The 13,113-nt window shown below is 62.2% G+C and carries 11 protein-coding genes; 10 read left to right on the plus strand and 1 reads right to left on the minus strand.

What is annotated here, in order from left to right:
• Positions 1–70: 70 nt before the first annotated feature.
• A complete protein-coding gene (gene ompA, locus AWB79_RS19415) occupies positions 71–733 on the minus strand; it encodes an outer membrane protein OmpA (RefSeq protein WP_061169050.1) in 663 nt (220 codons plus the stop codon).
• Between the two features lie 699 nt (positions 734–1,432).
• Here ompA and gyrA point away from each other — a divergent pair.
• The 10 genes from gyrA (at position 1,433) to AWB79_RS19465 (ending at position 13,106) form a co-directional block, all read left to right on the plus strand.
• A complete protein-coding gene (gyrA, locus tag AWB79_RS19420) occupies positions 1,433–4,063 on the plus strand; it encodes a DNA gyrase subunit A (protein WP_061169051.1) in 2,631 nt (876 codons plus the stop codon).
• Between the two features lie 187 nt (positions 4,064–4,250).
• A complete protein-coding gene (locus AWB79_RS19425; protein WP_061169092.1) occupies positions 4,251–4,865 on the plus strand; it encodes a DUF2059 domain-containing protein in 615 nt (204 codons plus the stop codon).
• 197 nt (positions 4,866–5,062) lie between these two features.
• Positions 5,063–6,145: a 3-phosphoserine/phosphohydroxythreonine transaminase gene (gene serC / locus AWB79_RS19430; protein WP_061169052.1), complete on the plus strand. Its 1,083-nt coding sequence runs from the start codon at positions 5,063–5,065 to the stop codon at positions 6,143–6,145.
• 28 nt (positions 6,146–6,173) lie between these two features.
• Positions 6,174–7,256 (plus strand): prephenate dehydratase, encoded by a 1,083-nt coding sequence (gene pheA, locus AWB79_RS19435; RefSeq protein WP_061169053.1) that lies wholly within the window; start codon positions 6,174–6,176, stop codon positions 7,254–7,256.
• Positions 7,257–7,333: 77 nt separating this feature from the next.
• A complete protein-coding gene (locus tag AWB79_RS19440; RefSeq protein ID WP_198399055.1) occupies positions 7,334–8,260 on the plus strand; it encodes a prephenate dehydrogenase in 927 nt (308 codons plus the stop codon).
• Positions 8,261–8,281: 21 nt separating this feature from the next.
• Complete coding sequence (gene aroA / locus AWB79_RS19445) at positions 8,282–9,586, plus strand: 3-phosphoshikimate 1-carboxyvinyltransferase (RefSeq protein WP_061169054.1); 1,305 nt, start codon at positions 8,282–8,284, stop codon at positions 9,584–9,586.
• Positions 9,587–9,662: 76 nt separating this feature from the next.
• Positions 9,663–10,343, plus strand: a complete 681-nt coding sequence (gene cmk / locus AWB79_RS19450; RefSeq protein ID WP_061169055.1) for a (d)CMP kinase — start codon at positions 9,663–9,665, stop codon at positions 10,341–10,343.
• Between the two features lie 115 nt (positions 10,344–10,458).
• Positions 10,459–12,189, plus strand: a complete 1,731-nt coding sequence (gene rpsA, locus AWB79_RS19455; RefSeq protein WP_181291061.1) for a 30S ribosomal protein S1 — start codon at positions 10,459–10,461, stop codon at positions 12,187–12,189.
• Positions 12,190–12,211: 22 nt separating this feature from the next.
• Entirely contained in the window at positions 12,212–12,541 is a 330-nt protein-coding gene (locus AWB79_RS19460) for an integration host factor subunit beta (RefSeq protein WP_061122718.1), read from the plus strand.
• A 271-nt stretch (positions 12,542–12,812) separates the two neighbouring features.
• Positions 12,813–13,106, plus strand: a complete 294-nt coding sequence (locus AWB79_RS19465) for a LapA family protein (RefSeq protein WP_061169057.1) — start codon at positions 12,813–12,815, stop codon at positions 13,104–13,106.
• The last annotated feature ends 7 nt before the right edge of the window (positions 13,107–13,113 follow it).

A 13,113-nucleotide genomic window follows, 5' to 3' on the forward strand; every position in this document is an offset into this window, starting at 1 on the left:
CTCGTACGCTTCGGGCATAAAAAAACCCCCGCCGAAGCGGGGGTTTGATCTGCGGCAATCCAGTTCGCGATTACTGCTGCGGCTGACGCGTCGTGCCGACAACTTCGACTTCCACGCGACGATCCGGTGCGAGGCAGGCGATGAGTTGCTTGCGATTCTTCTGGTTGCACGAACCCTTCGTGACCGGGTCGCGCTTGCCCTTGCCTTCCGTGTAGATACGGTTGGCTTCGATGCCCTTGCTGACCAGGTAAGCCTTCACAGCTTGCGCACGGCGCAGCGACAGACGATCGTTGTACTTGTCCGAACCGATGCGGTCGGTGTAACCCGTTGCAACCACGACTTCGAGGTTCAGCGCGCCGATCTTCGATGCCAGATCGTCCAGTTGCTGCTTGCCAGCCGGCTTCAGGACAGCCTTGTCGAAGTCGAACAGTGCGTCAGCCTGATAGGTGACCTTCTGGCTCGTGATAGCGGGCGGCGGCGGAGCGACCGGTGCCGGCGGCGTCGGTGCTTGCGCGACCAGCGCGCCATCGCACTTTGCGTTTGCCGTAGCCGGGGTCCAGAACGCGTCGCGCCAGCACAGTTCGTTCGTGCCGTTCATCCACACGTACTCGCCCGTACCGTTCACCCAGTTGTCATTCACAGCTTGTCGCGAGGCCGGCACGGACTGAGCCGAGGCCGATGCAGCCATAACTGCGGTAGCTGCAATGAACGCGAGCTTTGAAAGTTTATTCATATTTCTCCTCTCGAAATTGAGATTACCGCAGGTTTACTGCGAGCCTGTAGACGAAGACAAGTCATACATTGCTCGAAGTATAACATTCCCTACGGAACAAAACGCGCTGTATAGACTTCGAGCAGTGTCTAAGTTTGTGCGTTGGCATTTTGCCATATCGTTCCCTTGCAACGATAAAAATATCCCCGCACCCTGTACGCCCGCAACCTTATGTGGTGCATGCGCAACAAGAAAGGGACAGGAGGCATTCGAGGTCGAAGAAGGCGCGAAACCTGCGCATATTGCGTGCCCGAGCGCCATTTCCTGCGTATTTTCGTCGTGGGTACTTTCACGTAAGGCAAAACGGCGAGGCGGCATGATAGCCCGCGCACGTGACGAATTGACGGAATGCGTTCCCCGCTTTTTGTAAGTAATTGGAACAGCGTTGCGCATTGCGGATTGGCTGTCCGGATACCGGTGCGAAAGAGGCCTGATTCACGACACAACTGTATGTATACGCACTCGTCCGGGCGTACATGACGCGCATGGTAGAATCTTTCGATGCCCTGCGTTCGCAGAGCGTAAAAATGCATGCGCTGCACACGCAGCGCGCAGCGTACGTCGGCTACGCGCCATGCCGGCGCACGTCGCGCGGGAGCGGGTCTCGCTAATCGCCGCGCGCGCAGCCGTGTCGCTGCTGCTCAGTTCAAGACACGGATAATGGATCAATTCGCCAAAGAGACTCTGCCAATCTCCCTTGAGGAGGAAATGCGCCGTTCGTATCTCGATTACGCGATGAGCGTGATCGTGGGGCGCGCGCTTCCCGATGTCCGCGATGGCCTGAAGCCGGTGCATCGCCGGGCGCTGTACTCGATGCACGAGCTGAACAACGACTGGAACCGTGCATACAAGAAGTCGGCGCGTATCGTCGGCGACGTCATCGGTAAGTACCATCCTCACGGCGACGCCTCCGTCTACGAGACGATCGTTCGCATGGCGCAGCCGTTCTCGCTGCGCTACATGCTGGTGGACGGTCAGGGCAACTTCGGTTCCGTCGACGGCGACAACGCCGCGGCCATGCGCTACACCGAAATCCGCATGGCGAAGATCGGCCACGAATTGCTGGCCGACATCGACAAGGAAACCGTCGACTTCGGACCGAACTACGACGGCAGCGAGAACGAGCCGCTCGTTCTTCCGGCGCGCATCCCGAATCTGCTGATCAATGGCTCGGCCGGCATTGCGGTCGGCATGGCGACCAACATTCCGCCGCACAATCTGCGCGAAATCGTCGACGCCTGTCTGCATCTGCTGAACACGCCCGAAGCCACGGTCGACGAACTCATCGAAATCGTTCCGGCCCCCGATTTTCCGACCGCCGGCATCATCTACGGCGTTGCGGGCGTGCGTGACGGTTACCGCACCGGACGCGGGCGCGTCGTCATGCGGGCGGCCACGCACTTCGAGGAAATCGACCGCGGCCAGCGCATGGCGATCATCGTCGACGAGATTCCTTATCAGGTGAACAAGCGCACGCTGCTCGAGCGCATCGCCGAACTCGTCAACGAGAAAAAGCTGGAAGGCATCTCCGATATCCGCGACGAATCCGACAAGTCCGGCATGCGCGTCGTGATCGAGCTGAAGCGCGGGGAAGTGCCGGAAGTCATTCTGAACAACCTGTACAAGCAGACACAGTTGCAGGACACGTTCGGCATGAATCTGGTCGCGCTCGTCGACGGCCAGCCCAAACTGCTGAATCTGAAGGAAATGATCGAGTGCTTCCTGTCGCATCGACGGGAAGTGCTGACGCGGCGCACTGTATACGAACTGCGCAAGGCGCGCGATCGCGGCCACGTGCTCGAAGGCCTCGCCGTCGCGCTTGCGAACATCGACGAATTCATCGCGATCATCAAGGCCGCGCCCACGCCGCCGATTGCCAAGTCGGAACTGATGGCGCGTCCGTGGGACTCGTCGCTCGTGCGCGAAATGCTCACGCGCACCGAGACCGAGGAATCGGGGGGGCGCGCGGCATATCGGCCGGAAGGGCTGAATCCGGCGTACGGTCTGCAGGCGGACGGCCTCTACAAATTGTCGGACGTTCAGGCGCAGGAAATTCTGCAGATGCGTCTGCAGCGCCTGACGGGACTCGAGCAGGACAAGATCACGAGCGAGTATCGCGAAGTGATGGCGCAGATCGCCGACCTGCTCGACATCCTCGCGCGGCCGGAACGTATCCGCCAGATGATCGTCGAGGAACTCGGCCAGATTCGCGCCGAGTTCGGCGACGACCGCCGTTCGCGTATCGAAATGAACGCGACGGAGCTCAACACCGAAGACCTGATCACGCCGACGGACATGGTCGTCACCATGTCGCATACCGGTTACGTGAAGTCGCAGCCGTTGTCCGAATACCGCGCGCAGAAGCGCGGCGGACGCGGCAAGCAGGCCACGCAGATGAAAGAAGACGACTGGATCGACACGCTGTTCATCGCGAACACGCACGATCACATGCTGTGCTTCTCGAACCGCGGCCGCGTGTACTGGGTCAAGGTTTATGAAGTGCCGCAGGGTTCGCGCAACTCGCGCGGCCGGCCGATCGTCAACATGTTCCCGCTGCAGGACGGCGAAAAGATCAACGTCGTGCTGCCGGTCAAGGAATTCTCGGCGGACAAGTACGTGTTCATGGCCACCTCGCTCGGCACCGTGAAGAAGACGCCGCTCGAAGCATTCAGCCGTCCGATGAAGAAAGGCATCATCGCGGTCGGACTGGACGAGGGTGATTATCTCGTCGGCGCGGCGATCACCGACGGCGAACACGACGTCATGCTGTTCTCCGACGCGGGCAAGGCCGTGCGTTTCGACGAAAACGACGTCCGTGCGATGGGCCGCGAGGCACGCGGCGTGCGCGGCATGCAGCTGGAAGATGGCCAGCAGGTCATCGCCATGCTGGTCGCGGGCGGCGAGAATCAGTCGGTGCTGACCGCAACCGAAAACGGTTTCGGCAAGCGCACGCCGATCAACGAGTACACGCGTCACGGCCGTGGTACGAAGGGCATGATCGCGATCCAGACTTCGGAGCGCAACGGTCGCGTGGTCGCGGCGACGCTAGTCGAGCCGGAGAGCGAAATCATGCTGATCACGAATTCGGGCGTGCTCATACGCACCCGCGTTTCCGAGATCCGTGAAATGGGCCGTGCAACTCAAGGTGTTACACTCATCAGCCTTGACGAAGGAACCAAGTTGTCCGGACTGCAACATATCGCCGAAGCCGAAGCCGAAGCCGAGCTCGAAGGCGACAACGGTGCGGACGACACGGCCAAGCCCGGTGATGCGGAAAACGGTGAAGGCTGAGCGGGCGCCTGATATTTTTTGTGCCACAGGTTTCTCGTTATCGCTTTTGAAAGCCTGGATTGGTTAAGCTGCGCGACTTGAGCTCGTTGCTATCGTTCGTGCCTCGCGTTCGGCGAGTCCGTCATCGATCCGACAAGCAAAGGCTCGTCGCCAGTGTGGAACTGGATATTTTTTACAGGGAGTAATGATGCAAGGACGTTTCAAGCAGTGGATGTTGCTGGCCGCTTTCGTGCCGACTATTGCGATGGCTCAGTCGCTTCAGAATCAGGCGCCCGCGCAGTCGGCAGCTCCGGCTCCGGCAGCAGCCCCGGTTGATCCGGCCAAGCAAGCCGCGATCAAGGATCTGCTCGACGCGATCGACGCGCAGAAGCTGGTCGGTGCGATCGGTAACAGCGCGCAGATGCAATCGAAGCAGCTCGTGCCGGCGATCCTGTCGGATGCGCTGTCGGAAAACAAGACGATGAACGACAAGCAGAAGCAGGCTGCTGTGCCGTCGCTGCAGAAGAACGCGGTGCCGAAGCTGGTCGACTCCGCTGGTCAGGTCTTCGCGACCGACGCATTCCGCAAGGACGCGATGCAGGCTCAGTACGACGCGTACGCGAAGTACTACAGCACCGACGAGATCAAGGATCTGACCAACTTCTACAAGAGCACGACCGGCCGCAAGTTCATCCAGGTCCAGGATCAGGTTGGCCGCGACGTCGTGAACGGTCTGATGCAGAAGTACATGCCGCAAGCCATCAAGGCGACGCGCGCGCAAGCCGACCAGGAAGTGGCGAGCGTCAAGCCCGCCGCGAAGTAAGCCCGGCGGCGACATCCTGACTGGAACTCGCTGACGGGGCGTGCCGCCCCGTGCATTGGCGGGTTTTCAGGACAGTGCGATAATGGCTGTTTGCGCGAACGCGCAAGCAGCCATTTCTTTTTCGGGCGTGAAAACGCGGGCTTCGTACTTCGCCGTTCATTTCGCGCCTGTCCGAATCGGAATTCCGGGATCTCCAGATGCGCGTGTTCAATTTCTCCGCCGGCCCAGCCGCCATGCCAGAAGAAGTCCTGAGGCAAGCAGCCGATGAAATGCTCGACTGGCAAGGCAGCGGCATGAGCGTGATGGAAATGAGCCACCGCGGCGCGGAGTTCATGTCGATCCACGAGGCGGCGCTCACCGACCTGCGCGAACTGCTGAACGTGCCCGCGTCGCATCGCATTTTGTTTCTGCAGGGCGGCGGCATTGGCGAAAACGCGATCGTGCCGATGAACCTGCTCGGCAAGAAGCAGACGGCCGACTTCGTCGTGACCGGTTCCTGGTCGACGAAATCGTTCAAGGAAGCGCAAAAGTACGGCACGCCGCACCTCGCCGCCAACGGCAAGACCGAGCAAGGCTTCACGCGCGTCCCGGCCTTCAGCGAATGGCAGCTCTCGGACGATCCGGCGTACGTGCATCTGTGCTCGAACGAAACCATCGACGGCGTCGAGGCCTTCGAGATTCCCGATCTCGGCGACGTTCCGCTGGTCGCCGACGCCTCGTCGCATATCCTGTCGCGCCCGATGGACATCGCCAAGTACGGCGTGCTCTTCGGCGGCGCGCAGAAGAACATCGGCATGGCGGGCGTGACCGTCGTGATCGTGCGCGAGGATCTGCTCGACCGGGCGCTGGCCATTTGCCCGTCGGCGTTCGAGTGGAAGACCGTCGCGGAAAACAATTCGATGTACAACACGCCGCCCACCTACGCGATCTATATCGCGGGCCTCGTCTTCAAGTGGCTGAAGAAGCAGGGCGGCCTCACGGCGATCGAAGCGCGCAACGTCGAAAAGGCGAAGCTGCTTTACGACACCATCGATTCCAGCGATTTCTACGTCAACAAGGTCGAGCGCGCGAACCGTTCGCGCATGAACGTGCCGTTCTTCCTTGCCGACGAATCGCGTAATCTGGATTTCCTGGCCGGCGCGAAGGCGCGCGGGTTGTTGCAACTGAAGGGCCACAAGTCCGTCGGCGGCATGCGGGCATCGATCTACAACGCGGTGCCGGTCGAGGGCGTAAAGGCCCTCGTCGAATACATGAAGGAATTCGAGCGCACGAGCGCTTAATCACCCAAGCATCGCATTCAAGTACCGCATGGACGACGATCTCAATTCACAACTCAAACCGCTGCGTGAGCGCATCGACGCGCTCGACGCCCAGCTCATCGCGCTCCTGAACCAGCGCGCTTCCGTAGCGCTCGAAGTGGGCGAGGTGAAGAAGCATTTCAACGCGCCGGTGTTTCGTCCGGAGCGCGAAATGCAGGTCATCGCGCGTCTGCAGGAAATGAGCGCGGGCCCGCTGGCGGACGAACACATCGCGTCGATCTGGCGCGAGATCATGGCCGCGAGCCGGGCGCTCGAGCAGACCATCAGCGCGGCGTTCCTGGGTCCGGTCGGAACGTACAGCGAACAGGCGATGTTCGAGTACTTCGGCCATTCCATTCACGGCGTGCCTTGCCCGTCCATAGACGAAGTGTTCCGCTCGGTCGAAGCGGGCGCCGCGCAATATGGCGTCGTGCCCGTCGAGAATTCGGCGGAAGGCGCGGTGTCGCGCACGCTCGATCTGCTGCTGCAGACATCGCTGCTGATCGGCGGCGAACTCGCCTTGCCGATCCATCACAATCTGCTGACCGCTTCCGGCACGCTCGACGGCGTCAAGCGCGTGTGCGCCCATCCGCAGGCGCTCGCGCAGTGTCAGCGCTGGCTCTCCGCGAACGCGCCGCATCTGGAGCGCCATGCGGTGTCGAGCAATGCGGAGGCCGCGCGCATGGCTGTTGAGGATTCCACCGTGGCGGCGATCGCCGGCGACCGCGCCGCGACGCACTACGGCCTGGGCGTCGTGTTCTCGATGATTCAGGACGATCCGCACAATCGCACGCGCTTCGTGATCGTCGGCAAGCAGCCGACCGATTCGAGCGGTCACGACCAGACTTCGCTGATCGTCACGGTCAAGAACGAGTCGGGTGCAGTGTTCAAGCTGCTGGAGCCGCTTGCGAAGCACCGCGTCTCCATGACGCGCTTCGAGTCGCGTCCGGCACGCTCGGGCACGTGGGAGTATTACTTCTATATCGACATCGAAGGCCATCGCGACAATGCCGCCGTGGCCGCGGCGCTGGACGAACTCGGACGCAAGGCCGCGTTCCTGAAGATTCTCGGCTCGTATCCGCGCGCTCGCTGATTGCTCGTAGCCGTCGCGAGCGTTCGTGGCGGCCCGTTTCTCCCTGCGTCGGACGACGCGCTTTTATCGATGTCCCCGTGGCCGCGTTCTCTTTCAACAAATTGGTTATTTTTGGTGTCGGCCTGATCGGCGGATCGCTCGCGCGCGCGTTGCGTGAGCGCGCGGGGCTGGCGGGGCGCGTCGTCGGCGTGGGCCGGTCGGTCCGGTCGGTCGAGCGGGCGCTCGAACTCGGCGTGATCGACGAAGCCGCCGCGCTCGGCGACGACATCGCGCTCGCGCAAGCGCTGCAATGCGCCGACATCGTGTTGATCGCCGCCCCCGTCGCGCAGACCGGGCCGCTGCTCGCGCGCATCGCGCCGTTTCTGGACGCGCGCACGATCGTCACCGACGCGGGCAGCACCAAAAGCGACGTCGTGGAGTCGGCGCGACAAGCGCTCGGCGCACGCATCGAGCAGTTCGTGCCGGGGCATCCGATCGCCGGTCGCGAGTCGAGCGGCGTCGATGCGGCGTTGCCGGAGCTTTATGTCGATCGCAACGTCGTGCTGTGTCCGATGCCCGAAAATGCGCCGGACAATGTGGAGCGCATCGCGTCGATGTGGCGCGCGACCGGCGCGTGCGTGCGTGAAATGAGCGAGACGCAGCATGATCGCGTGTTCGCGTCGGTGAGTCATTTGCCGCACGTGCTGTCGTTCGCGCTGGTCGATCAGATTCTCGCCACGCCCGACGCCGAGCTCAAATTCTCGTTCGCCGCGGGCGGTTTTCGCGATTTCACGCGCATCGCGGCGTCGAGCCCGGAAATGTGGCGCGATATCTGTCTCGCGAATCGCGCCGCGCTTTTGGCCGAACTGGACGATTACACAGCGGTGCTGGCGCGTTTTCGCGCCGCGATCGACGCCTCGGACGGCGCCGCGCTCGAAGCCGCGTTCGCGCGCTCGCGCGTGGCGCGCAAGGAATGGCAGGAACGTGGCGGCATCAAGCCCTCCGGCGACGCCGTCGCAAAGTAAGTCGCGAAACAAGGAAACACTATGGAACATCTCGATCTCGGACCTTTCTCCCGCGCGTCAGGCACGGTGCGCCTGCCCGGCTCGAAGAGCATCTCGAATCGCGTGCTGCTGCTCGCGGCCTTGTCGAGCGGCGAAACGTCGATCACCAATCTGCTCGATTCGGACGACACGCGCGTCATGATCGCCGCGCTGAAGACGCTCGGCGTCGCGGTGCGCGAGGACGGCGAGCGCGTGATCGTCGGCGGCACGGGGGGCGCGTTTGCGTCGAAGTCGGCGGAGCTGTTTCTCGGCAACGCGGGCACGGCGGTGCGTCCGCTGACCGCGGCGCTCGCGGTGAACGGCGGCGAATATCGCGTGCACGGCGTGCCGCGCATGCACGAGCGGCCGATCGGCGATCTCGTGGACGGACTGCGTCAGATCGGCGCTTCTATCGACTACGATCTGAACGACGGCTTTCCGCCGCTGAAGATTCATCCCGCGAAAATCGCGATCGACAAACCCATTCGCGTGCGCGGCGACGTGTCGAGCCAGTTCCTCACCGCGCTCCTGATGAGCCTGCCGGTGATCGAAGGCCGCAACGGTCCGGTTACGGTCGAGGTCGAGGGCGAACTGATCTCGAAGCCGTACATCGAAATCACGGTCAAGCTGATGGAGCGTTTCGGCGTCAAGGTCGAGCGCGAGGGCTGGGCGCGCTTCACGGTCGCAGCGGGCGCGAGCTACAAGTCGCCGGGCGCGATCATGGTCGAAGGCGACGCGTCGTCGGCGTCGTATTTTCTCGCGGCGGGCGCGATCGGCCACGGGCCGGTGCGCGTCGAGGGCGTCGGGCGAGCGAGCATCCAGGGCGACGTCGGGTTCGCGGATGCGTTGAATCGCATGGGCGCGAACGTGATGATGGGCGAGGACTGGATCGAAGTGCGCGGCGTGGAGTCGGACGACGGAAAACTCGCCCCCATCGACATGGATTTCAACCTGATTCCGGACGCCGCGATGACCATTGCCGTCGCGGCGCTGTTCGCGAGCGGCACGACGACGTTGCGCAACATCGCGAGCTGGCGCGTGAAGGAAACCGACCGCATCGCCGCAATGGCGACCGAGCTGCGCAAGGTAGGCGCGACGGTGGAAGAGGGAGCGGATTACCTTGTCGTCACGCCGCCTGCGCAATTGACGCCGAACGCCGCGATCGACACCTACGACGATCACCGCATGGCGATGTGCTTCTCGCTCGCCAGTCTCGGGGGCGTGCCGGTGCGCATCAACGACCCGAAATGTGTCAACAAGACGTTCCCCGATTATTTCGACCGTTTCGCGACGCTCGTCAAAGCGTAATCGGAGAGGTGTTCCCGTGAAACGCGATTTTTTCGACATCAATGACAGCAATAACGGGCCAGAACGGCCAGATTCGATGAAACCGACCCGTCCTTTCGACCCCACTCCAGTGATCACCATCGACGGGCCGACGGCGTCGGGCAAGGGCACGGTCGCGGCCGTCGTCGCGGCGACGCTCGGCTTTCACCTGCTCGACAGCGGCGCGCTCTACCGGCTCGCCGCGCTCGCCAGCATCCGCTACGAAGTGGCGAAGGACGACGCGGCGGGCCTTGCAAAGCTGGTCGAAGCGCTTCATATCACCTTCCGCGAAGGTTGCGCGCAGCTCGACGGCGTCGAAGTTTCCGCTGACATCCGCCGCGAGGAAATCGGCAACCGCGCCTCCGCCATCGCCGTTCACGCGGACGTGCGCCAGGCGCTCGTCGCCCGCCAGCGGGCCTTTCGCAAGCGCCCCGGCCTCGTGGCTGACGGCCGCGACATGGGCACTGTCATCTTCCCGGACGCCACGCTGAAGGTATTTTTGACCGCGAGCGTCGAGGCGCGCGCGGCCAGACGGTATAAGCAATTGATGCAAAAAGGTTTTTCTGCTAATATGGATGACTTGCTGCGAGATTTGCGCGAGCGCGACGCCCGGGACATGAACCGCGCGGCCGCGCCGCTCAAGCCCGCGGCGGATGCGAAGACGCTGGACACCTCCGGTTTGTCGATCGATCAAGCGGTCGAACAGATCATCGGCTGGTACAGCGAAGTTCGCGTGTAACGCGTTGAGGCAGTAGAAGCAAGGTGCTCCGCCAAAAGCGGGGCGTGTGTTAAACCTCTTAACCCCGTGCGGTTTCGCGCATCACAGGTCCAATACCGGACCACTGCGCAAGACTGTGCAAATACAGATTTTTATGTCCGACCTGCAAACCTCCACCCCGAATACCGAATCCTTTGCGGCCCTGTTCGAAGAGTCGCTGACCAAGCAGGACATGCGCGCCGGCGAAGTGATCTCCGCCGAAGTCGTGCGCGTCGACCACAACTTCGTGGTCGTCAACGCTGGTCTCAAGTCCGAAGCCTATATTCCGCTCGAAGAATTCCTGAACGACGCGGGTGAAGTGGAAGTGCAGGCGGGCGACTTCGTTTCCGTCGCGATCGACGCGCTGGAAAACGGCTATGGCGACACCATCTTGTCGCGCGACAAGGCGAAGCGTCTGGCTTCGTGGCTGTCGCTGGAAAAGGCGCTGGACAACAACGAACTCGTGACCGGCACGATCACGGGCAAGGTCAAGGGCGGCATGACCGTGATGGTCAACGGCATCCGCGCGTTCCTGCCGGGTTCGCTCGTCGACACGCGTCCGGTCAAGGACACGACGCCGTACGAAGGCAAGACGCTCGAATTCCGCGTCATCAAGCTCGACCGCAAGCGTAACAACGTGGTGCTGTCGCGCCGCGCGGTGATCGAAGCGACGCAAGGCGAAGAGCGCGCGAAGCTGCTCGAGACGCTGAAGGAAGGCGCGATCGTCGAAGGCGTGGTCAAGAACATCACCGACTACGGCGCGTTCGTGGACCTCGGCGGCATCGACGGCCTGCTGCACATCACCGACATCGCATGGCGCCGTGTGCGTCACCCGTCGGAAGTGCTGTCGGTCGGCCAGGAAGTCACGGCCAAGATCCTCAAGTTCGACCAAGAGAAGAACCGCGTTTCGCTCGGCATCAAGCAACTGGGCGACGATCCGTGGGAAGGCATCTCGCGCCGTTACCCGTCGGGCACGCGCCTGTTCGGCAAGGTCACGAACATCACCGACTACGGCGCATTCGTCGAAGTGGAATCGGGCATCGAAGGCCTGGTTCACGTGTCGGAAATGGACTGGACCAACAAGAACGTTGCGCCGTCGAAGGTTGTTCAGCTGGGCGACGAAGTCGAAGTCATGGTTCTCGAAATCGACGAAGACCGCCGCCGCATCTCCCTCGGCATGAAGCAGTGCAAGCCGAATCCGTGGGATGACTTCAGCCGCAACTTCAAGAAGGGCGACAAGATCAGCGGCGCCATCAAGTCGATCACCGACTTCGGCGTGTTCATCGGTCTGCCTGGCGGCATCGACGGTCTGGTTCACCTGTCGGATCTGTCGTGGTCGGAAACCGGCGAAGAAGCCGTCCGCAAGTACAAGAAGGGCGACGAAGTCGAAGCCGTGGTTCTGGGCATCGACGTCGAGAAGGAACGCATTTCGCTGGGCATCAAGCAGCTCGAAGGCGATCCGTTCAGCAACTTCGTCGCGATCAACGACAAGGGCGCCATTGTTGACGGCGTCGTGAAGTCGGTCGATCCGAAGGGTGCGGTCGTCACGCTGTCCGGCGAAGTCGAAGGCTACCTGCGTGCTTCGGAAATCGCACAAGACCGCGTGGAAGATGCTCGCAACGTGCTGAAGGAAGGCGACAAGGTCAACGCGATGATCATCAACATCGATCGCAAGTCGCGTGGCATCAACCTGTCGATCAAGGCGAAGGATTCGGCCGAACAGCAGGAAGCCATGCGCAGCCTGCAGGGCGACTCGAACGCCGCCGCGACCGGCACGACCAACCTCGGCGCGCTGCTCAAGGCCAAGCTCGACGGCCAGAACAGCTAAGCCCTAAAGGCACTGCTGCAGAATGACCAAAAGCGAATTGGTCGCCCAGTTGGCGTCGCGATTTCCGCAACTTGTCCTCAAGGATGCGGATTTCGCGGTGAAGACGATGCTCGATGCGATGTCGGAGGCCTTGGCCAACGGTCACCGCATCGAAATTCGCGGCTTCGGCAGCTTCGGGCTCAACCGTCGTCCTTCGCGCGTGGGGCGCAATCCCAAGTCGGGTGAAAAGGTGCTGGTGCCGGAGAAATTCGTGCCGCACTTCAAGCCGGGCAAGGAATTGCGCGAGCGCGTCGATGGTCGCGCGGGCGAGCCGCTGAAGCAGTCGAATGACGACGATGCGGACGATCTCTGATCGACGCGCATCGCCTGATGTGCCGGAGCACGGCTTCCGCCACGAGGCAATCGACCAGAAAAAAGGCACCCTTCGGGGTGCTTTTTTTATGCGCGATTGTTTGGTACGCAACGGGTGCGTAGTTTGCTGAAAATCGTGCGACGAACCGGCGTGTGCCTGCACCTGGACGCATCAATTACAATACCGATCACTTTGACTTGGGTGTTCAACCGCTCAGGCCCGGCCGGAACGGACGGGCCCTCGGGTGCAACCGCTCCATCGAGACCCCTACATGAAATTCATCGTCTGGCTGATCCGCGTTCTGGTCTTCGTGCTGCTGCTGGTGCTGGCGCTTGCCAATACACAGCCGGCGACGCTGAACTTCCTCGCCGGTTACGCCTGGACGGCGCCGCTGATCCTCATCGGCCTCGCGTTTTTCGTCGTCGGGTTGCTGGCGGGACTGGTGTCGGCCGTGCCGGGCCGGGTGCGCCTGCGCATGGAGAACGGGCGCCTGAAGCGCGAGTTGCGCGTCGCGCGGGAAACTCCGGTCGTGAAGGAAGAGCCGCCGATGCCGCCGCTCATCTGACGATACG

Source organism: Caballeronia hypogeia, from assembly GCF_001544875.2.
Lineage (GTDB): Bacteria > Pseudomonadota > Gammaproteobacteria > Burkholderiales > Burkholderiaceae > Caballeronia > Caballeronia hypogeia.